This window comes from Citrobacter sp. 21OH12SH02A-Citro (assembly GCF_027919895.1).
In the GTDB taxonomy this organism is placed as follows: domain Bacteria; phylum Pseudomonadota; class Gammaproteobacteria; order Enterobacterales; family Enterobacteriaceae; genus Citrobacter; species Citrobacter braakii.
Genome location: NZ_CP114801.1, coordinates 2,672,700 through 2,697,366, shown reverse-complemented (window position 1 = coordinate 2,697,366; position 24,667 = coordinate 2,672,700). Strand labels below are relative to the sequence as shown.

Below are 24,667 nucleotides of genomic sequence, written 5' to 3'. Positions count from 1 at the left end.
TTTTAGGCAGGTATCGTGTCGATTTTTCCGGCGCGTGACCAGACGCGGTGCGCAGTCATTAGCGTCAGCAGGGTATCCATAAACTGTGCGTCTGCACTGTCTGCCTCCACCACGCCTTCTTCTCCTTCATTTTTGATATTCAACGTTGCTTTAAACTGACGCGCATCGCCTGCCAGTGCGATAGGTTTTAAGTGCTTATACGCTTCGAGTAAGTAATATCGGGCATCACCGTTCATAGCGATATCTGCGATATTGCCACACGGAACGATAACCGCATCGACGGTCAGCGATGGTGAACCCGCAAAGGTACCGGCGATTGTCAGGACGGAACCATCATCGGCAACCACATTACCCATTCGGGAATAGAGCAGTTTGGCGTGAACGCCTTTGGCCTGTAAGGCTTGCATGATGGCAAGCAGGTCGCCCGATTTCACCTGGTCATTAAGTAGAATGGCGACCACGCGGCCCTTAATCTCACCTTGCGCACCCGCATATAAACTGAGTGACGGCGCACTTTTCAAACCATTCACGTTAGCCGGTGGGGCGATTTTGGCCTGTTCCTCGGTTAGCTCAAAACCGAGATTATCGGCAACCGCCTCGGCGAGGGCTGTATCAATATGGGCTAACTGTTCGACCACTCTTTCCCGAATATAGGGGCGCGTAACTTTGCTGAGTTCGAAGCTGAATCCGCCGATAATATGCTGCTGTTCAATTGGCATCTGACTTAGCCAGAACAGGCGAGGGTGCGCATAGTATTCGCCAAAAGAGGGGCTACGTTCGCGGATTTTGTTTCCTTCAATCCGTTCCTGATACGATTCAAATCCACCGCGTTTTGGCCCCGGCGGCGTTTCACGCGGCCAGTTATCATTGATGGAATTAGGTTCATAGTTGGCCGGGTTGGTATCGATGTCCATACGATGCATGCCGTCACGCTGGAAGTTATGGTACGGGCAGGTCGGGCGATTAATCGGGATTTCATGGAAGTTGGGCCCGCCCAGGCGGCTGATTTGGGTATCGGTATACGAAAACAAGCGGCCTTGCAGCAAGGGATCGTTGGTAAAATCGATACCAGGGACGATATGTCCGGGATGAAAAGCGACTTGTTCATTTTCGGCGAAGAAATTATCCGGATTACGGTTCAGCACCATTTTACCAACGCGTTGTACCGGAACCAGCTCTTCCGGGATCAGCTTGGTCGGGTCGAGCAGGTCAAAATCGAACTTGAATTCGTCTTCTTCAGGAATGAGCTGCAGCCCCAGTTCGTATTCCGGATAATCGCCTGCTTCAATAGCTTCCCACAGATCGCGGCGATGAAAATCGGGATCACGACCGGTAAGTTTTTGCGCTTCATCCCATACCAGCGAAGCTTTGCCCGCCAGCGGTTTCCAGTGAAAACGGACAAAGGTGGCTTTCCCTTGCGCATTTATCAACCGGAACGTGTGGATGCCAAAGCCTTCCATCGTGCGATAGCTGCGTGGAATACCCCGGTCGGACATTGCCCATATAACGTTGTGCAACGTTTCTGGCTGTAACGAGACATAATCCCAAAAGGTATCGTGGGCGCTTTGACCCTGTGGGATAGCCCAATGCGGCTCCGGTTTTACCGCATGAACGAAATCCGGGAATTTATGGGCATCCTGAATGAAGAAGACTGGCGTGTTGTTTCCCACCAGATCGAAAACGCCCTCTTCAGTATAAAATTTGGTCGCAAATCCTCGAATATCTCTGACCGTATCCGCTGAGCCTGCGCCGCCCTGAACCGTAGAGAAACGGACAAAAACCGGGGTGATTTTATTTTCATCACTCAGAAAGTCCGCTTTCGTCGTCGCGCTGAGACTGGCATAGGGCTGAAAGTAACCATGAACGGCCGAACCTCGGGCATGTACGATCCGCTCCGGGATGCGTTCGTGATCAAAATGGGTGATTTTTTCCCGCAGGATAAAGTCTTCCAGCAGAGTTGGCCCACGGTTTCCTGCACGCAGAGAGTTTTGATCGTCCGCGATGCGCACTCCCTGATTGGTTGTCAGAGCAAAATCTTCGCTGCCTTTGCGAAAACTTTCCAGCGCGTTGAGTTTGTCACTTCTGGTGTCAGGCGCTTTTAAGCTGCCGGACGTAGTGGGCTGCATGCCTGGTGGCGTGGGTTCAGGTGTTGGCCGATGTGAACCGTCTGCTGGCGCCAGTGAGTCAAGTCCTGGTTGGGATTCGCTGGCATCATGAACCGGCGCTGAGTGATGGAGTGGGTGCTTATCATTCTGTGACATTAAACTCGTCTCCTGTTTTCATCGCTTAAAGGTCGTTGTTGCCGTCAAAAGCTTTAACTATAGACCACTTGCTCAGTGGTGCAGGAACTGACCGAGGACGTAAAGCGCGATGAACCAGGCAAACAGCGCACGCAAGGCAGGACGTCAGGAGGCAAAATCGGCTAAGATAGCCGTTTTCTGATTTTTAGAATTAGTCTTTAGTGAAGCAACTGATTATGAAACCTCTTCGCCAACAAAATCGTCCGGTAATTAGCTATGTTCCTCGCGTGGAGCCAGCCCCACCAGAGCATGCAGTTAAAATGGATGCGTATCGTGACGTATGGATACTGCGCGGAAAATATGTCGCTTTTGTCTTAATAGGGGAGGCGTTTCAGCGTTCGCCTGCATTTACGGTCCCGGAATCAGCGCAACGCTGGGCTAATCAGGTTCGCCAGGAAAATGAACTGAGCGATTAATGGATATAAAAAACCGCCGGAGCATGACACTCCGGCGGTTTTTTGTTTTTCAGATCTAACAGATTTAGCGATGCGCCAGTTCGGCGTTATCGTCGCTGTCCAGAATTGTTTTATCGGTCTGTTTCAGCCATTGGCTGGTCAGCGTACCGGCTGTCATAGAACCGCTCACGTTCAGCGCGGTACGACCCATATCGATCAGCGGCTCAACGGAAATCAGCAGCGCAACCAGCGTGACCGGCAGACCCATAGCTGGCAGGACGATCAGCGCGGCAAACGTTGCACCGCCACCCACACCCGCAACCCCTGCGGAACTGACGGTTACGATACCAACCAGCGTGGCAATCCACATCGGGTCCAGCGGGTTGATCCCGACGGTCGGGGCGACCATTACTGCCAGCATTGCCGGGTACAGCCCTGCACAACCGTTCTGGCCAATGGTGGCGCCAAAGGAGGCGGCAAAAGAGGCGATGGATTCAGGCACGCCCAGACGACGGGTTTGCGCTTCAACGTTCAGCGGAATTGAGGCTGCGCTGGAACGGCTGGTGAAGGCGAAAGTCAGCACCGGCCACACCTTGCGGAAGTATTTCAGCGGGCTAACGCCGTTAATACCCAACAGGATCCCGTGTACCACGAACATAATGCCCAGACCGAGATAAGAGGCCACGACGAAGCTACCCAGCTTGATGATGTCCTGCAGGTTGGAGCCCGCAACCACTTTGGTCATCAGCGCCAGAACACCGTATGGTGTCAACTGCATCACCAAACGAACCAGCTTCATCACCCAGCTTTGCAGGGTATCGATAGCAACCAGCACACGCTCGCCTTTCGGCGCATCATCTTTCAGCAGCTTCAGTGCGGCAACACCGAGGAATGCCGCGAAGATAACCACGCTGATAATTGACGTCGGGTTAGCTCCGGTCAGATCGGCAAACGGGTTTTTCGGTATAAACGACAACACCAGCTGTGGAACGCTGAGGTCAGCTACTTTGCCAACATAGTTGGTTTCAATCGCGTTCAGACGAGCGGTTTCGGCCCCACCTTGCACCAGACCTTCTGCGGTCAGGCCGAACAGGTTGGTCACCAGAACCCCTACCAGCGCGGCAATCAGCGTAGTAAACAGCAGTGTACCGATGGTCAGGAAGCTGATTTTACCTAACTGAGAGGCGTTGTGCAGACGCGCAACGGCGCTGAGAATAGATGCAAACACCAGCGGCATGACAATCATCTGCAGCAGTTGGACGTAACCGTTGCCGACAATGTTGAACCACTGTACGGAATCTTTAAGAACCTGGCTGTCGGAACCATAAATGGTGTGCAGGGCGAGGCCAAACACCACACCCATGACCAGACCGACCAGTACTTTTTTTGCCAGACTCCACTGCTTGTGACGGGCTTGCGCCAGCACGAACAGCAGCACTACGAACACGATAATGTTCGCGATTAATGGATAGTTCATCCCCGTTCTCCTGATCTTATTATGCGTATCACCGTGTGACGGTGATTCTGTTGGCGCAAGATTAGCAGAACTGTGACTTGCCTCTTATATTCAAATGGAATTGTTTATGCCAAAAATAACTTTTTGGCTGATTTATTAGTCAACCTGGTGCGTTATAAAACGATTAAACTGCATTTGCAGCGTATTTATCATTTGTGATGACCAGCGCACCGCACTGTTCTCTTGTACGGTCTGCGGCATCCAGATTGCCCACGCGAACAGCGCCATGCACAGAAACCGCTCCAGTTGGTTGCCTTTTTGCGGCACGAGGATAGGCAGACGAAAACGCCAGCGGCAGGGCCAAAGCAGGGGGACGCCCGCCGGGGTCAACATGTCGGCCAGAATGTGGCTGAGATAACCGAGAACCATACCTTGTAAGGCATCCGCTGGAATTATCCAGGTATCAGGGACTTTCAGGTAAAACGTGGCCAGCAGGGCAAAAACCGCCAGCAGGCTATGTGTAAATCCGCGATGACCAAATGCCCGGGCAATGGGCTTTGATATCCACTTCAGACGCTGCCCCAGCAGGGATTTGGGATGATCGATATCCGGCAGCAAGCACGTTAAAATGGCTGAAGGAACAATATGCCACCAGTCACCCTGCGCAAGAACGGGCGTTAGCTCGGCATTCTTGGCAAATACCGCACAGGCAATAGAAAAAAGAAGGTGACCTTCCGCCGTCATGATAAAACCCAATAAACTGTCGATTCATACAGTATAGGGGTTTTATACAGTAGGCGGAAGAGGTGACGTTGTAACCCTTTGTCACAAGTGCGCCTTTACCGCGCCAGCCAACTGCCATCCACGGCTAGCGTATAACCATGTATATAGTCCGAGGCAGCACTTGCGAGGAACACGACCGGGCCTTTCAGGTCATCAGGCGTGCCCAGCGTCCGGCAGGCGGGCAATGCGATCATTGCCCGTCGCAGGATTAGCCGCGCAGGTGAGCGGCAGTGAGTTCGGTGAGCGAGGCCAGTTTGACGTCGGCCAGAACGAAGCGAGGATCGTCCTGATTTTCATGCGCAGGTACTACGATGGAACGCATACGGGCGGCTTTCGAAGCAATCATGCCGTTCACCGAGTCTTCCAGTGCTACGCAGTTTATAGGGTCAATGCCCAGTTTTGCCGCGCAATCGAGATAAACCTGCGGATGCGGTTTGCTGTAGGGCAGTTTTTCCGCAGAAGCCAGTGCATCGAAGCTGCTGCGCAGATCAAACATGGTTAGCACTTTTTCCAGCATATGCAGCGGCGAGGCGGATGCCAGTCCTACTTTCAACCCCTGAGATTTGCACAATGCCACGGCCTCACGCACGCCCGGCAGCAGTGGTTTTGTTTCTTCAACTAACGCAATTGCCCGGGTAATGATGCGCTCGGTTACTTCCTGACGTGAGGGACCGTTCCACGGTTGCTGTGCAAACCACAAATCAACCACCATGTCGATGCGTAAGCCAAGTGTATCGGGAAGTTCATGGCGGCGGGAGATATCAACGCCTAAACTTGCTATCACATCCAGTTCGGCCTGATCCCAAAGCGGTTCAGAATCGACCAGTAATCCATCCATATCGAAAATTGCAGCAAGAATTTGACGCGGGGTTGACATCACAACCTCTCCTTTACGGGTGATAAAAGGGATTAAGAGCCAGCCTGGACGGGCTCTGAGCGTTCATTATGGCTAATTCAGCAGTATACCGCCTTTAAAGATCAGGCGAAAACGATAATCAACGGGTAAACTTAGGCCAAAATGACACGTCTTAATCAAGGGGAACTCATGACGTATCAACAAGCTGGACGCATTGCCATCTTGAAAAGGCTGGTGGGATGGGTGATTTTCATTCCCGCGCTGATTTCAACCCTGGTTTCAGTACTGAAGTTTATGTATGCGCACAGCGAAAAGCAGGAAGGGATTAACGCGGTCATGCTCGATTTTGCTCATGTGATGATCGACATGATGCGTGTGAACACACCTTTTCTTAACGTGTTTTGGTATAACTCGCCGACGCCCGATTTTCAAAGTGGACTGAATCTCGTTTTTTGGCTGATTTTCATTCTGATTTTTATCGGTCTGGCGTTGCAGGATTCAGGCGCCAGAATGAGCCGTCAGGCGCGTTATTTACGCGAGGGCGTTGAGGACCAGTTGATTCTGGAACAGGCAAAGGGCAGTGAAGGGTTATCACGCGAGCAACTTGAGTCGCGTATTGTGGTACCGCACCATACGATCTTTTTACAAATTTTCCCGCTCTATATTTTGCCGGTGATCGTTATCGTGATTGGCTACTTCTTCTTTTCATTACTGGGTTTTTTGTAACTGCTGCACTATCAGGCCTGACGCGTTGTGAAACGCCAGGCCAGATAAGCAACGTGCGACTTTGCTAAGCCGCCAGTAACCGGTCCAGCGCTTTCTGCGCCACGACCAGATGCTGTCCCCCGAACAGAATAGCCCTGTTCAGCAGCGTATAGAGCTGGTAGACAGGCTGTCTGTCGAGAAAATCCAATGGTAGCGGAGAAACAGACTGATAACCGTCATAGAGTTGCGGCGGCTGATCGGTATGTAACGGCAGCATTGCCAGGTCACACTCTCTGTCCCCCCAGTAGCAGGCAGGGTCAAAGATGTACGGGCCGTTCGGGCCGAGGGCGCAGTTCCCGGACCACAAATCACCATGCAGAAGAGATGGCTGCGGCTGATGGGAAGAGAGACGCTGCTGAACATGCTCGACAATGGCGTCGATATTGCCAAACGCAATGCCTTTTTCAGCGGCGAGTTCCAGCTGCCAGCCAATACGCTGCTCGGCAAAAAAGGTTGACCAGCGACGTTGCCAGGTGTTGGGCTGCGGCGTGGTAGAGAGCGCATTATCGAAGTCGAGCCCAAACTGCGGCTGATCGCTCCATTCATGCAAATGCGCCAACTGTTGGCCGAGGATAAACGCGTTGTGCGCATCAAGCGGACGGGGAGGGAGGAAATCCATCACCAGAAAGCTGTAATCTCTGTCTGCGCCTACCGCCCAGACTTTCGGTACAGATACGGTTTGACTGCGAGAAAGTAGCTCCAGCTGATCGGCTTCCGCCGTAAAGCCGGTTAACAGCTCTCTTTCATCGCATTTAACGAAAAAATCGCGCCCCGCATAGCGTAAATGCCATGCGGCGTGGATCTCTCCGCCGGGCAGTTCGTTACGCAGTTCGATTTCGCCTTCACCTAATTGCTCGCTTAAAAGACGACTGATAGCCTGCCACATGATGTCTCTCCCCATGTTGTCTGCCAGATCATAAGGTTAGCGCAAGAATGCGGTTAAAAAACACGAACTGACGCACACCACGGACGCGTCATCGCTGGAAAGGCACTTAATGTGTGTCGTTCTTCTTCACCTCGCATCGTTGTGAAGACGCCTGGTCGCACATGATTCACTGCTTTGTAATCATGTGATTTTTTATCATAGACGTATAACACCCATGCCGACAGTTTTACGGGGAAATCCCCTTGTATCTAGACAAGGGGAAGCCGTCATTACTGAGCCAGATACGCGTATATTTTTTGCGTATCGTCTAAAGCGCACAGACGCGTACCCTGATTCAGGGTGGCGGCGCTACCTGCGGCGACACCGTAACGAACAATATCTGCAAAAGGTGCGCTCTCCGCCAGTTTAAGCGTCATGGCCCCGACCATACTGTCGCCCGCACCTACGGTACTTTGACTCTTCACCGGTGGCGGAACCACCTGGACACAGGTTTCACGATCAACGCCAAGCGCTCCTTGTGGTCCAAGCGAGACCACTACGCGATGCGCTTTTCCGCTTTGCACGATTTCCTGCGCGGCGTTGCGCACATCATCGGGCTGCGTGAGTTCGCGATTCACCAGCGCGCTCAGTTCTTTGAGGTTGGGTTTGACCAGTTCGATATTGCCGATGGTTAATGCTGCTGCCAGCGCTTCGCCAGAACTATCGACGATACAGCGAATCCCTTGTTTTTGTGCTGTGGTAATGAGCCGGGTCAGCTTCTCAAGCTGTACACCAGGCGGCAAACTGCCGCTAATAACCAGCAGTGCGCCAGACTCAATTTCCAGCACCTGATCCTGAAGTTGGTAGAACTCATCATCGGTGAGCGCAGCGCCTGGCATGACGAAACGATACTGTTCGCCGCTGGACTCAACGTGGACATGGAGATTTTGTCGGGTCCAGTCTTTAGCTTCGACGGTGGACACGGGAACATTTTCGTCGGCGAGCAAAGCAACAAGATGCTCTCCGGTGGCGCCACCCGCAGGGAAGATGGCCGTAGCGGTGCCGCCAAGATGGGCAATTGCGCGAGCGACGTTGATACCGCCGCCGCCGGGTTCAAAAACCGGCGAGGTACAGCGAAGCTTACCTTCCGGGTAGATTTGCGGCGTGATTGTTGCGCTATCGAGAGAGGGCGCAAGTGTTAACGTATAGATACGTACCATCTTTACCTCCTGTTAGGCTGTCCTCAGTCTGGCACTTAACCCCCCGAAAGTGAAGTAATTAACAACATGATTTTTCATATCTTTATTTAAAATAATCGCGTTAAAGATATATAAATAAAAAAACGGTTTAGGAACGCTCTTATTCAAAAAATGAAATAAGAATTTATTGCTATGTTATTCGAGTCTTTTTATAATTTGTTACCTTTCAAGGGTCTTTTGTCATTGATCCATATGAAAGTTTCCGAGACCGTTATGGTCTCTTTTTTTGTTGTACGGACTCTTAATAAATGAAGCTTTTGAAGACAGTGCCCGCAGCGTTACTGCTGACGGGTGGCCTGCTTGCGTCAATGCAGGCTGCCGCCGATGATTCCGTTTTTACTGTCATGGATGACCCTTCCAGCGCGAAAAAACCCTTTGAAGGTAACCTGAACGCGGGATATCTCGCCCAGTCAGGCAACACAAAAAGTTCTTCTTTAACTGCAGACACCACCATGACCTGGTACGGTCAAAATACGGCGTGGTCTTTGTGGGGAAATGCCAGCAATACCTCCTCAAATGATGAGCGTTCATCAGAGAAATATGCCGTAGGTGGCCGTAGTCGTTACAACATGACCGACTATGACTATCTCTTTGGTCAGGCAAGCTGGCTGACCGACCGTTACAACGGCTATCGCGAGCGTGACGTGCTAACCGCAGGTTATGGTCGTCAGTTCCTCAACGGACCGGTGCACAGCTTCCGTTTTGAATTCGGTCCAGGTGTGCGCTATGACGAGCACACGGATGGCACCACCGAAACACAGCCGCTGGGCTATGCGTCCGGGGCCTATGCGTGGCAGATGACGGACAATACTAAGTTTACGCAAGGTGTGTCGGTATTTGGTGCTGACGATACAACGCTCAATTCTGAAACGGCCTTGAACGTTGCCATCAACGAACACTTTGGGTTAAAGGTGGCTTACAACGTTACCTGGAACTCTGAACCACCGGCAACAGCGCCGGAGCATACCGATCGTCGTACTACTGTGTCACTCGGCTATCGTATGTAATGACAAGCCGGGTCAAATAATTGGCCCGGCTTTTCTCAATTAACGTTAAATTTATTTAATATTAAATCTGTGTTTTATTTTTAATACTTATCAATAACGCGCTATTTTCAGACGAATTCGATTTAATTGATAAATACAACGGAACCGGGACAGCGTGTGCCAGTATTTTAACCCCAGATCATCGCAGCCCAACGTAGCATCAGCATTGCCGCACAAATAACGAGCAGTATCACAACCATCTTCCAGTGTTTCTTCGCAAAGCGATTTGTTGGCATTGTCCTTTTCCTGCTCAGGTTAGATGACTTTATACAAGTGTAACAAAAACGTCAGGGTGTCAGTGAATTGATTTACATCATAGAGTGCGCGTTGATTGTTGCTTTGATCGGCTCGTAATGCCGTGTACACTGTCAAACGGTGTTATCAAAAAGCGGGTGTAGGTCCAGTGTAGCCATTAAGGCGACCAGTGACATATTTCGCAGAGTGAAGCGGGAATCAGCCCACACCTTTTTGATGATTTTAAATATTGAATCTTTGTATGTGATCTTACGTGTGGGTCACCACTGCAAATAAGGATATAACATGCCTGTTATTACTCTTCCTGATGGCAGCCAACGCCATTACGACCACGCTGTAAGCCCCATGGATGTTGCGCTGGACATCGGTCCAGGTCTGGCGAAAGCCACTATTGCTGGCCGTGTTGACGGTGAGCTGGTAGATGCTTCCGATCTGATTGAGCATGATGCGAAGCTCTCCATCATCACCGCGAAGGATGAAGAAGGTCTGGAGATCATTCGTCACTCCTGTGCGCACCTGTTAGGGCACGCGATCAAACAACTCTGGCCGCACACCAAAATGGCGATCGGACCGGTTGTTGATAACGGTTTTTACTACGATATCGATCTTGACCGTACGCTAACCCAGGAAGATGTCGACGCGCTCGAGAAGCGGATGCACGAGCTCGCTGAGAAAAACTACGATGTCATTAAGAAGAAAGTCAGCTGGTACGAAGCGCGTGAAACCTTCGTGAAGCGTGGCGAGACCTATAAAGTCTCCATTCTTGATGAAAACATTGCCCATGATGACAAGCCTGGCTTGTACCATCATGAAGAATATGTCGATATGTGCCGTGGCCCGCACGTGCCGAACATGCGTTTCTGTCATCACTTCAAACTGATGAAGACCGCTGGGGCATACTGGCGTGGCGACAGCAATAACAAGATGCTGCAGCGTATTTATGGTACTGCGTGGGCCGATAAAAAAGCCCTGAGTGCCTACCTGCAACGTCTGGAAGAAGCGGCCAAACGCGACCACCGTAAAATCGGTAAGCAGCTTGACCTGTATCATATGCAGGAAGAAGCGCCGGGTATGGTGTTCTGGCACAATGATGGCTGGACAATCTTCCGTGAACTGGAAGTCTTTGTTCGCTCAAAACTGAAAGAATACCAGTATCAGGAAGTTAAAGGTCCGTTCATGATGGACCGCGTGCTGTGGGAAAAAACAGGTCACTGGGATAACTACAAAGATGCGATGTTCACGACCTCCTCTGAGAACCGTGAATACTGCATTAAGCCCATGAACTGCCCGGGCCACGTGCAGATCTTCAATCAGGGTCTGAAATCCTATCGTGATCTGCCGTTGCGTATGGCCGAGTTTGGTAGCTGCCACCGCAATGAGCCGTCAGGCGCGCTGCATGGCCTGATGCGTGTTCGTGGCTTCACTCAGGATGATGCACATATCTTCTGTACAGAAGAGCAGATCCGTGATGAAGTTAACGCTTGCATTCGTATGGTCTACGATATGTATAGCACCTTTGGCTTCGAGAAAATCGTCGTCAAACTGTCCACTCGCCCCGAAAAACGTATCGGTAGCGATGAAATGTGGGACCGTGCTGAAGCTGACCTGGCCGTTGCGCTGGAAGAAAACAACATCCCGTTTGAGTACCAACTGGGTGAGGGCGCATTCTACGGTCCGAAAATTGAATTTACCCTGTATGACTGCCTCGATCGTGCATGGCAGTGCGGTACTGTACAGCTGGACTTCTCTCTGCCGTCCCGTTTAAGCGCCTCTTATGTTGGCGAAAACAACGAGCGTCAGGTGCCGGTTATGATTCACCGCGCAATTCTTGGGTCGATGGAACGTTTCATCGGTATCCTGACCGAAGAGTTCGCTGGCTTCTTCCCGACCTGGCTTGCGCCAGTTCAGGTTGTCGTCATGAACATCACCGATTCACAGTCTGAATACGTCAACGAATTAACGCAGAAACTACAAAATGCGGGTATTCGTGTAAAAGCAGACTTGAGAAATGAGAAGATTGGCTTTAAAATCCGCGAGCACACTTTACGTCGTGTCCCTTACATGTTGGTCTGTGGCGACAAAGAGGTAGAAGCAGGCAAAGTTGCCGTGCGCACCCGTCGTGGCAAAGACTTGGGCAGCCTGGACGTAAATGAAGTGATTGAGAAGCTGCAACAAGAGATTCGCAGCCGCAGTCTTCAACAACTGGAGGAATAAGGTATTAAAGGCGGAAAACGAGTTCAAACGGCACGTCCGAATCGTATCAATGGCGAGATTCGCGCCCTGGAAGTTCGCTTAACAGGTCTGGAAGGCGAAGCTTTGGGTATTGTGAGTCTGAGAGAAGCGATCGAAAAAGCTGAAGAAGCTGGAGTAGATTTAGTTGAAATCAGCCCTAACGCCGAACCGCCAGTTTGTCGTATTATGGACTACGGCAAGTTCCTTTATGAAAAGAGTAAGTCTTCTAAGGAACAGAAGAAAAAGCAAAAAGTTATCCAGGTTAAGGAAATTAAATTCCGTCCTGGCACCGACGATGGCGATTACCAGGTAAAACTCCGCAGCCTGGTACGCTTTCTGGAAGATGGCGATAAGGCTAAGATCACGCTGCGTTTTCGCGGTCGTGAGATGGCCCACCAACAGATCGGTATGGAAGTGCTCAACCGCGTCCGTGACGATCTGAGTGAACTGGCAGTAGTCGAATCCTTCCCTACGAAGATCGAAGGCCGCCAGATGATCATGGTGCTCGCTCCTAAGAAGAAACAGTAAGGCCTTCAAGTAGCAATGTCTGTGGAGCCTGCGGGTTCCACAGCCGTTGTTCGCCTACGTTTCGTTTATTAACAATGCGAAGTGGAAGTTATTAAAATGCCAAAAATTAAGACCGTACGCGGTGCTGCTAAGCGCTTCAAAAAAACCGGTGGTGGTGGATTTAAGCGTAAGCACGCAAACCTGCGTCATATTCTGACCAAAAAATCTACTAAGCGTAAACGTCACCTGCGTCCAAAAGGCCTCGTTTCTAAAGGCGATCTGGGTCTGGTTATCGCGTGCCTGCCGTACGCATAAGCCGTTAACGTTTAATTAATTTTTTTACTAAGAATATAGATACAGGAGAGCACATATGGCTCGCGTAAAACGTGGTGTAGTTGCCCGTGCACGTCACAAGAAAATTTTGAAACAAGCTAAAGGCTACTACGGTGCGCGTTCTCGCGTATACCGCGTTGCCTTCCAGGCTGTTATCAAAGCTGGTCAGTACGCTTATCGTGACCGTCGTCAGAAAAAGCGTCAGTTCCGTCAACTGTGGATTGCGCGTATCAACGCAGCAGCACGTCAGAACGGTATTTCTTACAGCAAATTCATCAACGGCCTGAAAAAAGCCTCTGTTGAAATCGACCGTAAGATCCTGGCTGACATCGCAGTATTCGACAAAGTAGCGTTCACCGCTCTGGTCGAAAAAGCGAAAGCAGCTCTGGCATAAGCCGGTGAAAAGAGGGAGCCTGGCTCCCTCTCTTTTATTTGTAGTGCAATCAATTGGTTGACAATTTATCCGTAAGCCTTTTCAATAAAGGTTGTCCGGTTTTTACCACACAAGGTAACGCAAGCATGAATGCTGCTATTTTCCGCTTCTTCTTTTACTTTAGCACCTGAACTCAGGAGGCTTGCGCGTGAAAGAAGAAACGGAAAACAGCGCCTAAAAGCCTCCCTGGTGGAGGCTTTTTTTATACACGTTATCCTTCAGGCTGCCTCTGCGTTGGCTGCAGTCGCTTACCCCAGTCACATATTTGTCTGAGGATTAGCGCTCTACTGCTGTCTTGACTCAGTCAGAATGATTTTGTGTATATACGAGCGACTAGTGAATATCGCAACATAACGAGGAAAACCATGTCACATCTCGCAGAGCTGGTTGCCAGTGCAACGGCCGCCATTAACCAGGCTTCAGATGTTGCCGCGTTAGACAATGTCCGCGTCGAATATTTGGGCAAGAAAGGGCACCTGACCCTTCAGATGACTACCCTGCGTGAACTGCCGGCAGAAGAGCGCCCGGCAGCAGGTGCGGTGATAAACGAAGCCAAAGAGCAGGTTCAGCAAGCGCTGAACGCGCGTAAAGCCGAATTAGAAAATGCCGCGCTGAATGCTCGTCTGGCTGAAGAAACTATCGATATCTCCTTGCCTGGGCGTCGTATCGAAAACGGCGGTTTGCATCCGGTAACGCGGACTATCGATCGCATTGAAAGTTTCTTTGGTGAGCTGGGCTTTACCGTGGCGACCGGTCCGGAAATCGAAGATGACTATCATAACTTCGATGCGCTGAACATTCCTGGCCATCACCCGGCGCGTGCTGACCACGACACTTTCTGGTTTGATGCGACGCGTCTGCTGCGTACGCAGACTTCCGGCGTGCAGATCCGCACTATGAAAGAAAAACAGCCGCCGATCCGTATTATCGCTCCGGGCCGCGTATATCGTAACGACTACGATCAGACGCACACCCCAATGTTCCATCAGATGGAAGGGCTGATTGTTGATACCAATATCAACTTCACCAACCTGAAAGGCACGCTGCATGATTTCCTGCGCAACTTCTTTGAAGAAGACCTGCAGGTTCGTTTCCGTCCTTCCTACTTCCCGTTCACCGAACCTTCTGCGGAAGTTGATGTGATGGGTAAAAATGGCAAATGGCTGGAAGTATTGGGTTGCGGAATGGTTCACCCGAACGTGCTGCGTAACGTCGGTATCGATCCGGAAATCTACTCTGGCTTTGCATTCGGTATGGGTATGGAGCGTCTGACCATGCTGCGTTACGGCGTAACCGATCTGCGTTCTTTCTTCGAAAACGATCTGCGTTTCCTCAAACAGTTTAAATAAAGGCAGGATAAAACAATGAAATTCAGTGAACTGTGGTTACGCGAATGGGTAAACCCGGCGATTGATAGCGATGCGTTATCAAACCAAATCACGATGGCGGGTCTGGAAGTTGACGGTGTGGATCCTGTTTCTGGCGCGTTCAACGGTGTTGTGGTGGGCGAAGTGGTTGAGTGCGCTCAGCATCCTAACGCTGACAAACTGCGCGTCACCAAGGTGAATGTCGGCGGCGACCGCCTGCTGGATATCGTCTGCGGTGCGCCAAACTGCCGTCAAGGTTTGAAAGTGGCTGTAGCAACCGTTGGTGCCGTTCTGCCGGGCGATTTCAAAATCAAAGCCGCGAAACTGCGCGGTGAGCCGTCTGAAGGCATGCTGTGCTCGTTCTCCGAGCTGGGCATTTCCGACGATCACAACGGTATTATCGAACTGCCTGTCGATGCACCAATTGGTACCGATATCCGTGAATACCTGAAGCTTGACGATAATACTATCGAAATCAGCGTCACTCCGAACCGCGCCGACTGCTTAGGCATTATCGGTGTGGCACGTGACGTAGCTGTATTGAACAAAGCCCCTCTGGTTGAGCCGGAAATAGCGCCAGTAGCCGCAACCATTAGCGACGTCCTGCCGATTCAGGTCGACGCGGTGGAAGCCTGCCCACGCTATCTGGGCCGCGTGGTGAAAGGCATTAACGTTAAAGCGCCAACCCCGCTGTGGATGAAAGAAAAACTGCGTCGTTGCGGCATCCGCTCGATCGATGCCGTGGTTGACGTGACTAACTATGTGCTGCTCGAATTGGGCCAGCCGATGCACGCATTCGACAAAGACCGCATTGAAGGCGGGATTGTTGTCCGCATGGCAAAAGAAGGTGAAACCCTGGTATTGCTGGACGGCAGTGAAGCGAAGCTGAATGCGGATACGTTGGTGATTGCGGACCATAACAAAGCGCTGGCAATGGGCGGCATCTTTGGTGGCGAGCACTCCGGTGTGAATGATGAAACGCAAAACGTCCTGCTGGAATGCGCGTTCTTCAGCCCGCTGTCTATTACCGGTCGCGCACGTCGTCACGGTCTGCACACCGATGCGTCTCACCGCTATGAGCGTGGTGTCGATCCGGCGCTGCAACATAAAGCCATGGAACGTGCTACGCGCCTGCTGATTGATATCTGCGGCGGCGAAGCGGGTCCAATCATTGACGTGACGAACGAAGCCTCGCTGCCAAAACGCGCAACCATTACGCTGCGCCGTAGCAAACTGGATCGTCTGATCGGACACCATATTGCGGATGAGCAGGTGAGCGATATTCTGCGCCGTCTGGGTTGTGATGTCACGGAAGGGCAAGATGAGTGGAAAGCGGTAGCGCCGAGCTGGCGTTTCGATATGGAGATCGAAGAAGACCTGGTCGAAGAAGTCGCCCGTGTATACGGTTATGACAATATCCCGAATACGCCAATTCAGGCGGGTCTTATCATGGGTACTCATCGTGAAGCGGATTTGTCGCTGAAACGCGTAAAAACCATGCTGAATGACAAAGGCTACCAGGAAGTTATTACCTACAGCTTTGTCGACCCGAAAGTCCAGGCGCTGCTACACCCGGGTGAAGAAGCGCTGTTGCTGCCAAGCCCAATCTCGATTGATATGTCGGCAATGCGTTTATCCCTGTGGACCGGCTTGCTGTCTACGGTAGTGTACAACCAGAATCGTCAGCAAAACCGCGTGCGTATTTTCGAAACGGGTTTACGTTTCGTACCGGACACGCAGGCCAACCTCGGGATCCGTCAGGATCTGATGCTGGCGGGCGCGATCTGCGGTAACCGTCATGATGAACACTGGAATCTGGCAAAAGAGACTGTTGATTTCTATGATCTGAAAGGCGATCTGGAAGCGGTTCTCGACCTGACCGGCAAGCTGGCGGATATTCAATTCAAAGCTGAAGCGAATCCAGCACTGCATCCGGGGCAGTCTGCGGCGATTTATCTGAAAGGTGAACGCATTGGTTTCATTGGGGTTGTTCATCCTGAACTGGAACGTAAACTGGATCTGAACGGTCGCACTCTGGTGTTTGAACTGGAGTGGAACAAGCTCGCAGACCGCGTGGTGCCTCAGGCGCGTGAAGTTTCTCGCTTCCCGGCGAACCGTCGCGACATCGCAGTCGTTGTGGCAGAAAACGTTCCCGCTGCGGATATTTTATCCGAATGTAAGAAAGTTGGCGTAAATCAGGTAGTTGGCGTAAACTTGTTTGACGTGTACCGCGGTAAGGGTGTTGCGGAGGGTTATAAGAGCCTCGCTATCAGCCTGATCCTTCAGGATACCAGCCGTACACTTGAAGAAGAGGAGATTGCCGCTACCGTCGCCAAATGTGTAGAGGCATTAAAAGAGCGATTCCAGGCATCATTGAGGGATTGAACCTATGGCGCTTACAAAAGCTGAAATGTCAGAATATCTGTTTGATAAGCTTGGGCTTAGCAAGCGGGATGCCAAAGAACTGGTCGAGCTGTTTTTCGAAGAGATCCGTCGTGCTCTGGAAAATGGTGAGCAGGTAAAACTCTCTGGTTTTGGTAACTTTGATCTGCGTGATAAGAATCAACGTCCGGGCCGTAATCCGAAAACGGGCGAAGATATTCCCATTACAGCACGGCGCGTGGTGACCTTCAGACCCGGACAGAAGTTAAAAAGCCGGGTTGAAAACGCAACGCCGAAAGAAGAGTAATCTGAACTAACTAAAAAGGCCGCGAATGCGGCCTTTTTTCTTAGTGGGCCAGAAGGAAAAACAGCCCGGTCAGTGCTGCGCTCAGCAGGTTAGACAACGTGCCCGCCAGGATCACTTTAAGCCCCATTTTAGCAATGAAACTTTTTTTCCCCGGCACAATCCCCCCCAGTACGCCAATCAATGCGGCAGGAGAGGACAAATTGGCAAACCCAGCCAGCGCCATGATCGTTATTATCTGCGAATATTCCGACAGTTGGTCTTTCATTGGAATAAAGCTGGTATACGCGACGAACTCATTCAACACCAATTTTTGACCTAACAGGCTGCCAATTTGCAAGACTTCGTTAGTGGGAATGCCCAACAGCCAGGCAACCGGAGCAAAGAGGTAACTGAAGATAAATTGTAGCGTGACGTTACCATAGCCGAAAAAGCCACAAAACCAGCCCAACAAGCCGTTCACCATAGCAATTAATGCAATCAGTGCCAGAAGCATTGCCCCCACGTTAGCGGCGAGCTTCAGCCCGATAGTCGCGCCATTTGTCGCCGCTTCAACGATGTTGATAGGCTTTTCATCTTGACCAAGCATATCGCCTGACACGTCGGCAGTGTTTTCGGGTTCCGTTTCTGGAAACAGCATTTTCGCCATTAACAGACCGCCTGGTGCTGACATAAAAGAGGCGGCTACCAGATAGCGAATTTCGATCCCCATACTGGCATAGCCAACCAGCACTGAGCCTGCGATAGAGGCCACACCACCTGTCATGAGGGCAAACAGTTCTGAGCGCGTCATGCGTGGCGCATAAGGCTTCATCAGGACGAAGACGTCAGTATTGCCCGCAAAAATATTGGCCGTTGCAGCCATGGATTCTGCCGGGCTGGTGCGTAGCAGTTTATGGATACCCGTACCGATGAGACGGATAATCCACTGCATGATGCCTAGGTAGTACAGCACGGAGAACAATGCTGACATAAAAATGATAATCGGCAGAACATGCACGGCAAATACAAACCCCATTTTGAACTGTCCGAGATTACCGAAGAGAAAGTTAATCCCTTCCGACGAATAGTTCAGCATGCCTGACAGACTGTTTGATATGGCGAGTAAGATTTTTTCCCCTAAGGGGACATACAGGATAAATGCAGCAAAAAGAGCCTGGATTGCAAAGGCGCCGCCAACAGTGCGAAACCGGATAGCTTTGCGATTTTCTGAACATAGCCAGGCAACGAGTAACAGGACAACAATGCCAAGTATGACGATGAGTATCTGCATGGTTTATCCCTCATCGGCATCAATGATGCTACGGAAAAGATCTTTAAAGAGAGCATCCCGCTCAATAAATTTTGCGACCTGAATGACGTGACGGCGGTTATCAAAACTCCAGCTCAGATTGTCATTGATCAAAGGGGATGTACGGTATTCACAGGTGAACCAGTCAGGATTCAGGACATAGCCAACCGTAGTGATATCCCAAATGACTTTGCGGGATGCAAAACCAATCCAGGGGCATCGCGGGGCAATTTCAGCAAAGTAGCTACCAATGCGGCTGGTCTCTGCAAAATAGTGCTGCATCTCTGGGACCGATGAGGCCATAGTGTTAGCCACGCCAAAGCAGGGGATTTGGGTGAGCGCTACGCCGCTATCAAAAAGTACCCGACTCGCCGCAATGTCCTGCATCAGGTTGAATTCATGATTATCTTTCCAGGCATAACTGTTACCCCCAAGCCAGATGACATGAATCTTTGTGACGATGTCCGGCGCGAGGAGCAGTGCGTTAGCGATATTGGTCGGCGCGGCGATTGCGAGTACATGTAATGTTTGCTCAGCCGTTCTTGCCCGGTTAATCAAATCCTGTACTGCTGCTGACATCTCCGGCTGGTTGCTATCTTTCAGATAGCGTGTTGAACCCTGGAATATTTGCGGTATGTTTTCGCGGCGGGGGAGTTTGTTAAATACGCGATAGATCTCATCGACGCTCAGTTGCATGCCTACTGCGGGATCGTCAACATATGTGTGCGAGCCCTCTTTACCAAAATAGTGGTTGGTAAACGGAGCGGCGTAAACAGCTTGCAGATCGAGGCGCTCCGGGTGTAAGAATGCCCAGGCAATGGCCATCTGATCGTCAATTTCATTGTAGGTATCGCTGTCAATAACGATAGGCACTTTGCCATACTTAGGTGGCGTAATTAAGGTAATACGCTGCGCTGAAGTTAATTCAGGCCAGTGGATACTTAACATCGTTAATGTTCCTTAAGTTAGAAGTCGTAGGCCAGTCGATAAATGAGAATATCGCCATATCCATCCGCACCAAGTTTGTTATAAAAGTATCGATACATTAATGTGGTGGATATATGAGGCATGATTTTCCAGGTAATATTCAGGCCGCCGTTTAAACCATTGCTACCATGATTGTTAGCGGTATAGTCATCATTACGGTCAAGTTCTATTTCATTCCAATTGGACAGTAAGAAGTCCTGGTTGAGAAGATTGAAAGCATAGCCAGCGTTCCATCCGATTGAGAAACCATTAAGTCCATTAATATCATAAGCTGGGCCAAAATTACTGTGCGCGGTAATGTACTGACGAGCAATCCAGGGTTTAAACCACCATCCATCGCCTTTCAGGTCGGTATAGCCAAGCCCAATAAATTGATTCGTCTCTTTAAAATTAGGGCTTTGCGAATTATAGACTTTTGTAAATAGGCTGGCACCCGTTTTCCAGAGGTAGGTATGAATTTCACCATTCGCAGTCTGCCCCTGATTTCCTTCGTCATCTAGAATGTTTTCAAAATCATAAAAACCGTACATTTCACCCCAATCAAAACCAATACCTCCCTCAATACCAATTAAGGCTTGTTCATATTCGAGGTCTTTAACACCGGCATCCCAGGATTGATAGTCAAAATGTATATTTCCCCAACCGTATTGTTGTTCAGCTAATGAGGAAAAAGCTACGCACGATAATAAAGCCCCGAAGGCGATTTTTTTCATTTTATATCCCTATTTTGGTGGTGGATTAATATCAGTATTTAGTACAAGCTAATCGTTTTAATACGAGTTCATGGGATGGCATATTGGCTGCGCCTTCACGCTCTACGGCCAGTGCTGCAAATACACAGGCGTAATGAATTGCGTTGGCAATATTTTCTCCACAGGCAAGTCGTGCAGCGAGTGCACCATTAAATGCATCACCGGCGCCGGATGTATCAATATTAACGGCGGGATATGCCGGGAACTGTTGGTGAGTAGAACCATCAAATAACCAGCACCCATCTTTGCCTAACGTAATTAGAATATATTGTGGTCCCATTTGGTGCATGGTTTCGGCGGCCTGACGAATATCGTCTGGCGTACGAATAGCCTTGCCAATTATCGCCTCTGCTTCTGTGAGGTTTGGGGTCAGGATGTGTGTCCAGCGGAGAAGGTCTGTCACCTCCTTACGCCATGGCGCTGGATTCAGGATTGTCATCACCCCTGCGGCATGTGCGAACTTAATAGCTTGAGCTGTAGCGTCAGGATTGTTTTCCATCTGCGTCAAAAAAACATTGGCGGTGCCTATCTCGTCATAACAGGATATAATTTCTTCACTCGTTATTTCCTGATTAGCCCCTGGATTAATAACGATTACATTATCGCCAGCCTCTTCGGATATCATCACTACGGCACTGCCGGTTGGTGCATCACTTTTGGTAAAGATGGTTAGCTTTTCTAATCCTACGCCATTTAAAAAATGCTGGGCTTTGGTTGAAAACTCATCTTCACCTAATTTGACTGTAAAATAAGTGCGAGCATTGGCTTGTGCGGATGCTATCGCCTGGTTGCTGCCTTTCCCTCCGGGTAAACAACAGGAAAAAAGCGCGCGCGTAGTTTCCCCTGAAATAGGAAAACGGTGAAGCCGATATACTAAGTCAGTATTAAATGAACCCAGAATGTAAACTTTCCCATTGTTTTCGTTCATTGATATTTCTCGTTCGATCTTTGATTGGTTAATGATGATGTTTTGGTGCAAATAAAGAGAGTTATTCTCATATAATGGGAATGCATTGTCGTGATTATATACAGCACCTCCATAGCATGAGCGGACATGTCCTGTTTTTACGAGGTCATTGATGTCGCGGCGGAGTGTTCTTTCCGTAACATCAAGTACCTTAACAAGAGATGATATTTTTACACTTCCTTGTTTTTTGAGTAGTGTTAAAATATAGCGAAGACGCTGTTTTTTGTAACGACAGGGCATCTAATCCTCACTTTTCATGAATGTGATGAGAGGTCCATGTAATAAGTTTATTTTGTCTATACGTTAATTTCTTTGGTGAATGAATTTATTTGTTGAATAAATAATTAAAGATCTGATTACCACTAAGTACACCGATGATACCAAATACACCAGGCCAGGCAGCAGGGGCTGGAATGGGGAGTTTTATTAATGTAAATATGAAACCAATAATTGCACCGGCAATAAGCGAAAGAATTATATCCATAAGATAATTCCTGAGGGTGTTATGATGATATGAAGACTACACAATATATTTACGTATTGATGAGAAGACAATCACACAAAACTTCTGCAACCGGACATCTTGTCCGGTTGTGGTTATTTATTTAATCTCAGGAACGATATTAATAATGACAGCTACTACCTGGTATTGCTGCCAGCATTGCATTATGCAAAAGACTAAGGTTCATGCTGTTTTGGGCCATTGCCTCATTTGCGGTAGAGCTTCCTTCCATGTTTTTTGCTTTCATCGTAAAATTAATGAGATAACCCATAAAAAAAGTATAAACATGCAACCTTTTGCACAATTACAACGTCGGCGAGACCGATACTGGTTAGGCACTTTATCGCTGTTGCTATTGGTCATGCTCGTGATTAGCTTATGCGCAGGAGAACAGTGGATCGCCCCCGGCGACTGGTTCAGCGCCCGCGGCGATCTGTTCGTCTGGCAAATCCGATTTCCCCGTACCCTCGCCGTTTTGCTGGTAGGCGCTGCGTTGGCCTTATCTGGCGCAGTGATGCAAGCTCTCTTTGAAAACCCGCTCGCAGAGCCTGGATTACTGGGCGTGTCTAATGGCGCGGGCGTCGGGCTCATCGCGGCGGTGCTGCTGGGGCAGGGGCAGCTCCCCGGCTGGGCGTTGGGCTTATGCGCCATCGCTGGGGCGCTGATTATCACGCTTATTCTGCTCCGTTTTGCCCGCCGTCATTTGTCTACCAGCCGTCTGCTGTTGGCGGGGGTGGCGCTGGGCATTATCTGTAGCGCGCTGATGACATGGGCCATCTACTTCTCCACTTCTTTTGATTTGCGACAGCTAATGTACTGGATGATGGGGGGCTTTGGCGGCGTTGACTGGCATCAGGCCTGGCTCATGGTGGCGTTGATTCCGGTGCTGGTGTGGATCTGCTGTCAGTCGCAGCCGATGAATATGCTGGCGCTGGGGGAGACTTCTGCACGTCAGTTGGGATTGCCATTATGGTTCTGGCGCAACCTGCTGGTGGTCGCCACGGGCTGGATGGTTGGCGTAAGCGTGGCTCTGGCAGGAGCGATTGGCTTTATTGGGCTTGTGATCCCACATATTCTGCGGCTGTGCGGCTTAACCGATCATCGCGTGTTACTGCCGGGCTGCGCGTTGGCTGGCGCTATCGTATTACTGTTGGCTGATGTTGTCGCGCGTCTGGTGCTGGCCTCGGCTGAGCTGCCAATTGGCGTGGTGACGGCCACCATGGGCGCACCGGTATTTATCTGGCTATTGTTAAAAGCCGCGCGCTAGAACGCGTTGATTCGGTCTATGATTAAAAACTGAAAATCCACCTGTTGTTCTGGAGATGCTATGCAAAACACTATCCTCGATACAGACGTGACGACCATCGACGGCGAGGTGACCTCACTGCAGCCGTATGCCGGAAATGTGCTGTTAATCGTCAACGTTGCTTCAAAATGTGGGCTAACGCCGCAATATGAGCAACTGGAGAATCTGCAGAAAGCCTGGCATCAGCAGGGCTTTACCGTTCTTGGGTTCCCCTGCAACCAGTTTCTGGGCCAGGAGCCGGGCAGTGAAGAGGAAATAAAAACGTACTGCAGTACCACCTGGGGCGTTACCTTCCCGATGTTCAGCAAAATTGAGGTCAACGGCGAGGGACGCCATCCGCTGTATCAGAAACTGATTGATGCCGCGCCAACCGCCGTTGCGCCTGCGGATAGTGGATTCTATGAGCGTATGGCGAGTAAAGGTCGGGCGCCGCTCTACCCGGACGATATTCTGTGGAATTTCGAGAAGTTTTTAGTGGGTCGGGATGGTCAGGTACTGCAACGATTTTCACCCGATATGACGCCTGAGGATCCTGTTCTGGTGCAATCCATCAAGACGGCGCTGGCAAACTAATGTCTCGATTGATGCAGCTACAGGACGTAGCAGAATCGACCCGACTCGGCCCGCTTTCTGGTGAGATAAAAGCAGGGGAGATCCTGCATTTAGTGGGACCTAACGGCGCAGGAAAGAGCACACTGTTGGCGCGAATGGCGGGTCTGACGACCGGCAAGGGCAGCATCACCTTTGGTGATGTGTCATTGGATGAATGGCCTGCAGCAAAGCTGGCGCAATATCGCGCTTATCTTGCGCAACAGCAAAACCCGCCGTTTGCGATGCCGGTCTGGCATTTTCTGACGCTGCATCAACCCGATAAAGCACGCACCGATCTGTTACAGGAAGTCGCCGATGCGCTTGGGCTTGCGGATAAGCTGGGACGCAGCGTGAATCAGCTCTCCGGCGGTGAGTGGCAGCGCGTGCGCCTGGCTGCGGTTATCCTGCAGATTTGCCCACAAGCGAATCCATTCGGCCAGCTTTTGCTGCTGGATGAGCCGATGAACAGCCTGGACGTGGCGCAACAAAATGCGCTGGACCGGATGCTGGGTCAGCTGTGTTTGCAGGGCATCGCGATTGTAATGAGCAGCCATGACCTTAATCATACCTTACGTCATGCGCACAAGGCCTGGCTCCTCAAACGCGGGAAGCTGCTTGCCAGTGGTGCTCGTGATGCGGTACTAACGCCGGCCAATCTGTCTGCGGCTTATGGCGTGAACTTCCGTCGTTTGGATATTGAAGGCCACAGAATGCTCATATCAACCACTTAAGT

26 protein-coding genes, 1 pseudogene and 1 other annotated feature are annotated in these 24,667 nt (G+C 50.4%); of the genes and pseudogenes, 14 read left to right on the top strand and 13 right to left on the bottom strand.

The genetic code is table 11. From position 1 onward, the window contains the following. Positions 1–2 precede the first annotated feature (2 nt). Positions 3–2,261, bottom strand: a complete 2,259-nt coding sequence (gene katE / locus O6D90_RS13060) for a catalase HPII (RefSeq protein ID WP_016156333.1) — start codon at positions 2,259–2,261, stop codon at positions 3–5. A gap of 212 nt (positions 2,262–2,473) precedes the next feature. Here katE and cedA point away from each other — a divergent pair, with 212 nt between their 5' ends. Then, on the top strand, positions 2,474–2,716 hold the full coding sequence (cedA, locus tag O6D90_RS13055; RefSeq protein WP_071600320.1) for a cell division activator CedA: 243 nt from the start codon (positions 2,474–2,476) through the stop codon (positions 2,714–2,716). A 64-nt stretch (positions 2,717–2,780) separates the two neighbouring features. On the opposite strand, the gene tcyP is transcribed toward cedA, so the two are convergent. The 4 genes and pseudogenes from tcyP to hxpB all read right to left on the bottom strand — a co-directional run bounded on the left by tcyP (position 2,781) and on the right by hxpB (position 5,811). Further along, the gene (gene tcyP / locus O6D90_RS13050; RefSeq protein WP_016156334.1) at positions 2,781–4,172 is read right to left on the bottom strand and encodes a cystine/sulfocysteine:cation symporter; all 1,392 of its coding nucleotides are present in this window, start codon (positions 4,170–4,172) and stop codon (positions 2,781–2,783) included. A 135-nt stretch (positions 4,173–4,307) separates the two neighbouring features. Beyond that, positions 4,308–4,907, bottom strand: a complete 600-nt coding sequence (locus tag O6D90_RS13045) for a metal-dependent hydrolase (RefSeq protein WP_087050648.1) — start codon at positions 4,905–4,907, stop codon at positions 4,308–4,310. 83 nt (positions 4,908–4,990) lie between these two features. Further along, positions 4,991–5,112, bottom strand: a pseudogene (locus O6D90_RS13040) (2-deoxy-D-gluconate 3-dehydrogenase); the annotation flags it as partial. Positions 5,113–5,142: 30 nt separating this feature from the next. After that, positions 5,143–5,811, bottom strand: a complete 669-nt coding sequence (gene hxpB / locus O6D90_RS13035; RefSeq protein ID WP_016156335.1) for a hexitol phosphatase HxpB — start codon at positions 5,809–5,811, stop codon at positions 5,143–5,145. A 168-nt stretch (positions 5,812–5,979) separates the two neighbouring features. Here hxpB and O6D90_RS13030 point away from each other — a divergent pair, with 168 nt between their 5' ends. Beyond that, positions 5,980–6,516 (top strand): YniB family protein, encoded by a 537-nt coding sequence (locus O6D90_RS13030; RefSeq protein WP_019076635.1) that lies wholly within the window; start codon positions 5,980–5,982, stop codon positions 6,514–6,516. A 64-nt stretch (positions 6,517–6,580) separates the two neighbouring features. Here the strand turns inward: O6D90_RS13030 and O6D90_RS13025 are convergent, their stop codons facing one another. Next, on the bottom strand, positions 6,581–7,441 hold the full coding sequence (locus tag O6D90_RS13025; protein WP_016152861.1) for a fructosamine kinase family protein: 861 nt from the start codon (positions 7,439–7,441) through the stop codon (positions 6,581–6,583). A gap of 269 nt (positions 7,442–7,710) precedes the next feature. Continuing rightward, positions 7,711–8,640 carry a 6-phosphofructokinase II gene (gene pfkB / locus O6D90_RS13020; protein WP_016156336.1) on the bottom strand — a complete coding sequence of 310 codons (930 nt, stop codon included), beginning with the start codon at positions 8,638–8,640 and terminating at the stop codon, positions 7,711–7,713. A gap of 287 nt (positions 8,641–8,927) precedes the next feature. Between pfkB and O6D90_RS13015 the strand changes: the two genes are divergently transcribed. Further along, on the top strand, positions 8,928–9,686 hold the full coding sequence (locus O6D90_RS13015; RefSeq protein WP_016156337.1) for a DUF481 domain-containing protein: 759 nt from the start codon (positions 8,928–8,930) through the stop codon (positions 9,684–9,686). A gap of 167 nt (positions 9,687–9,853) precedes the next feature. Here the strand turns inward: O6D90_RS13015 and yniD are convergent, their stop codons facing one another. Then, entirely contained in the window at positions 9,854–9,961 is a 108-nt protein-coding gene (gene yniD / locus O6D90_RS13010) for a small membrane protein YniD (protein WP_003030590.1), read from the bottom strand. Positions 9,962–10,265: 304 nt separating this feature from the next. Between yniD and thrS the strand changes: the two genes are divergently transcribed. The 8 genes from thrS to ihfA all read left to right on the top strand — a co-directional run bounded on the left by thrS (position 10,266) and on the right by ihfA (position 17,541). Next, positions 10,266–12,194 (top strand): threonine--tRNA ligase, encoded by a 1,929-nt coding sequence (gene thrS / locus O6D90_RS13005; protein WP_016152864.1) that lies wholly within the window; start codon positions 10,266–10,268, stop codon positions 12,192–12,194. Between the two features lie 3 nt (positions 12,195–12,197). Beyond that, complete coding sequence (gene infC / locus O6D90_RS13000; RefSeq protein ID WP_048997935.1) at positions 12,198–12,740, top strand: translation initiation factor IF-3; 543 nt, start codon at positions 12,198–12,200, stop codon at positions 12,738–12,740. Positions 12,741–12,836: 96 nt separating this feature from the next. Further along, positions 12,837–13,034 (top strand): 50S ribosomal protein L35, encoded by a 198-nt coding sequence (rpmI, locus tag O6D90_RS12995; protein ID WP_003030583.1) that lies wholly within the window; start codon positions 12,837–12,839, stop codon positions 13,032–13,034. A gap of 55 nt (positions 13,035–13,089) precedes the next feature. Further along, positions 13,090–13,446: a 50S ribosomal protein L20 gene (gene rplT / locus O6D90_RS12990; protein WP_003030578.1), complete on the top strand. Its 357-nt coding sequence runs from the start codon at positions 13,090–13,092 to the stop codon at positions 13,444–13,446. Positions 13,447–13,566: 120 nt separating this feature from the next. Next, positions 13,567–13,691: a sequence feature (Phe leader region), on the top strand. Next, positions 13,572–13,616: a pheST operon leader peptide PheM gene (gene pheM / locus O6D90_RS12985; protein ID WP_001386830.1), complete on the top strand. Its 45-nt coding sequence runs from the start codon at positions 13,572–13,574 to the stop codon at positions 13,614–13,616. (Overlaps the previous feature by 45 nt.) 159 nt (positions 13,692–13,850) lie before the next feature. Then, on the top strand, positions 13,851–14,834 hold the full coding sequence (pheS, locus tag O6D90_RS12980; protein ID WP_016152865.1) for a phenylalanine--tRNA ligase subunit alpha: 984 nt from the start codon (positions 13,851–13,853) through the stop codon (positions 14,832–14,834). Positions 14,835–14,849: 15 nt separating this feature from the next. After that, positions 14,850–17,237 carry a phenylalanine--tRNA ligase subunit beta gene (pheT, locus tag O6D90_RS12975; protein ID WP_016152866.1) on the top strand — a complete coding sequence of 796 codons (2,388 nt, stop codon included), beginning with the start codon at positions 14,850–14,852 and terminating at the stop codon, positions 17,235–17,237. A gap of 4 nt (positions 17,238–17,241) precedes the next feature. Beyond that, a complete protein-coding gene (gene ihfA, locus O6D90_RS12970; RefSeq protein ID WP_003030571.1) occupies positions 17,242–17,541 on the top strand; it encodes an integration host factor subunit alpha in 300 nt (99 codons plus the stop codon). A gap of 40 nt (positions 17,542–17,581) precedes the next feature. Here the strand turns inward: ihfA and O6D90_RS12965 are convergent, their stop codons facing one another. The 5 genes from O6D90_RS12965 to O6D90_RS12945 all read right to left on the bottom strand — a co-directional run bounded on the left by O6D90_RS12965 (position 17,582) and on the right by O6D90_RS12945 (position 22,019). Continuing rightward, entirely contained in the window at positions 17,582–18,811 is a 1,230-nt protein-coding gene (locus O6D90_RS12965; RefSeq protein ID WP_016156338.1) for a NupC/NupG family nucleoside CNT transporter, read from the bottom strand. A 3-nt stretch (positions 18,812–18,814) separates the two neighbouring features. Beyond that, the gene (locus O6D90_RS12960; RefSeq protein ID WP_016156339.1) at positions 18,815–19,777 is read right to left on the bottom strand and encodes a nucleoside hydrolase; all 963 of its coding nucleotides are present in this window, start codon (positions 19,775–19,777) and stop codon (positions 18,815–18,817) included. A gap of 17 nt (positions 19,778–19,794) precedes the next feature. Then, a complete protein-coding gene (locus O6D90_RS12955; protein ID WP_016152869.1) occupies positions 19,795–20,529 on the bottom strand; it encodes an outer membrane protein OmpK in 735 nt (244 codons plus the stop codon). A gap of 31 nt (positions 20,530–20,560) precedes the next feature. Next, a complete protein-coding gene (locus tag O6D90_RS12950) occupies positions 20,561–21,775 on the bottom strand; it encodes a PfkB family carbohydrate kinase (RefSeq protein ID WP_016156340.1) in 1,215 nt (404 codons plus the stop codon). A gap of 85 nt (positions 21,776–21,860) precedes the next feature. After that, positions 21,861–22,019 carry a DUF1427 family protein gene (locus tag O6D90_RS12945; RefSeq protein ID WP_016152871.1) on the bottom strand — a complete coding sequence of 53 codons (159 nt, stop codon included), beginning with the start codon at positions 22,017–22,019 and terminating at the stop codon, positions 21,861–21,863. Between the two features lie 304 nt (positions 22,020–22,323). Here O6D90_RS12945 and btuC point away from each other — a divergent pair, with 304 nt between their 5' ends. The 3 genes from btuC to btuD are packed head-to-tail and all read left to right on the top strand — an operon-like array spanning position 22,324 to position 24,665. After that, positions 22,324–23,304, top strand: a complete 981-nt coding sequence (btuC, locus tag O6D90_RS12940) for a vitamin B12 ABC transporter permease BtuC (RefSeq protein WP_032931198.1) — start codon at positions 22,324–22,326, stop codon at positions 23,302–23,304. 60 nt (positions 23,305–23,364) lie between these two features. After that, positions 23,365–23,916, top strand: a complete 552-nt coding sequence (locus O6D90_RS12935) for a glutathione peroxidase (RefSeq protein WP_016156341.1) — start codon at positions 23,365–23,367, stop codon at positions 23,914–23,916. Then, complete coding sequence (btuD, locus tag O6D90_RS12930; protein WP_016156342.1) at positions 23,916–24,665, top strand: vitamin B12 ABC transporter ATP-binding protein BtuD; 750 nt, start codon at positions 23,916–23,918, stop codon at positions 24,663–24,665. The genes O6D90_RS12935 and btuD overlap by 1 nt, the downstream gene beginning before the upstream one ends. Positions 24,666–24,667 lie beyond the last annotated feature (2 nt).

Coding starts and splice junctions, on each gene's coding strand:
- katE (WP_016156333.1), bottom strand. CDS start 2,261: ATGTCACAGAATGATAAGCACCCACTCCATCACTCAGCGCCGGTTCAT.
- tcyP (WP_016156334.1), bottom strand. CDS start 4,172: ATGAACTATCCATTAATCGCGAACATTATCGTGTTCGTAGTGCTGCTG.
- hxpB (WP_016156335.1), bottom strand. CDS start 5,811: ATGTCAACCCCGCGTCAAATTCTTGCTGCAATTTTCGATATGGATGGA.
- O6D90_RS13030 (WP_019076635.1), top strand. CDS start 5,980: ATGACGTATCAACAAGCTGGACGCATTGCCATCTTGAAAAGGCTGGTG.
- O6D90_RS13025 (WP_016152861.1), bottom strand. CDS start 7,441: ATGTGGCAGGCTATCAGTCGTCTTTTAAGCGAGCAATTAGGTGAAGGC.
- pfkB (WP_016156336.1), bottom strand. CDS start 8,640: ATGGTACGTATCTATACGTTAACACTTGCGCCCTCTCTCGATAGCGCA.
- O6D90_RS13015 (WP_016156337.1), top strand. CDS start 8,928: ATGAAGCTTTTGAAGACAGTGCCCGCAGCGTTACTGCTGACGGGTGGC.
- yniD (WP_003030590.1), bottom strand. CDS start 9,961: ATGCCAACAAATCGCTTTGCGAAGAAACACTGGAAGATGGTTGTGATA.
- thrS (WP_016152864.1), top strand. CDS start 10,266: ATGCCTGTTATTACTCTTCCTGATGGCAGCCAACGCCATTACGACCAC.
- rpmI (WP_003030583.1), top strand. CDS start 12,837: ATGCCAAAAATTAAGACCGTACGCGGTGCTGCTAAGCGCTTCAAAAAA.
- rplT (WP_003030578.1), top strand. CDS start 13,090: ATGGCTCGCGTAAAACGTGGTGTAGTTGCCCGTGCACGTCACAAGAAA.
- pheS (WP_016152865.1), top strand. CDS start 13,851: ATGTCACATCTCGCAGAGCTGGTTGCCAGTGCAACGGCCGCCATTAAC.
- pheT (WP_016152866.1), top strand. CDS start 14,850: ATGAAATTCAGTGAACTGTGGTTACGCGAATGGGTAAACCCGGCGATT.
- ihfA (WP_003030571.1), top strand. CDS start 17,242: ATGGCGCTTACAAAAGCTGAAATGTCAGAATATCTGTTTGATAAGCTT.
- O6D90_RS12965 (WP_016156338.1), bottom strand. CDS start 18,811: ATGCAGATACTCATCGTCATACTTGGCATTGTTGTCCTGTTACTCGTT.
- O6D90_RS12960 (WP_016156339.1), bottom strand. CDS start 19,777: ATGTTAAGTATCCACTGGCCTGAATTAACTTCAGCGCAGCGTATTACC.
- O6D90_RS12955 (WP_016152869.1), bottom strand. CDS start 20,529: ATGAAAAAAATCGCCTTCGGGGCTTTATTATCGTGCGTAGCTTTTTCC.
- O6D90_RS12950 (WP_016156340.1), bottom strand. CDS start 21,775: ATGCCCTGTCGTTACAAAAAACAGCGTCTTCGCTATATTTTAACACTA.
- O6D90_RS12945 (WP_016152871.1), bottom strand. CDS start 22,019: ATGGATATAATTCTTTCGCTTATTGCCGGTGCAATTATTGGTTTCATA.
- btuC (WP_032931198.1), top strand. CDS start 22,324: ATGCAACCTTTTGCACAATTACAACGTCGGCGAGACCGATACTGGTTA.
- O6D90_RS12935 (WP_016156341.1), top strand. CDS start 23,365: ATGCAAAACACTATCCTCGATACAGACGTGACGACCATCGACGGCGAG.
- btuD (WP_016156342.1), top strand. CDS start 23,916: ATGTCTCGATTGATGCAGCTACAGGACGTAGCAGAATCGACCCGACTC.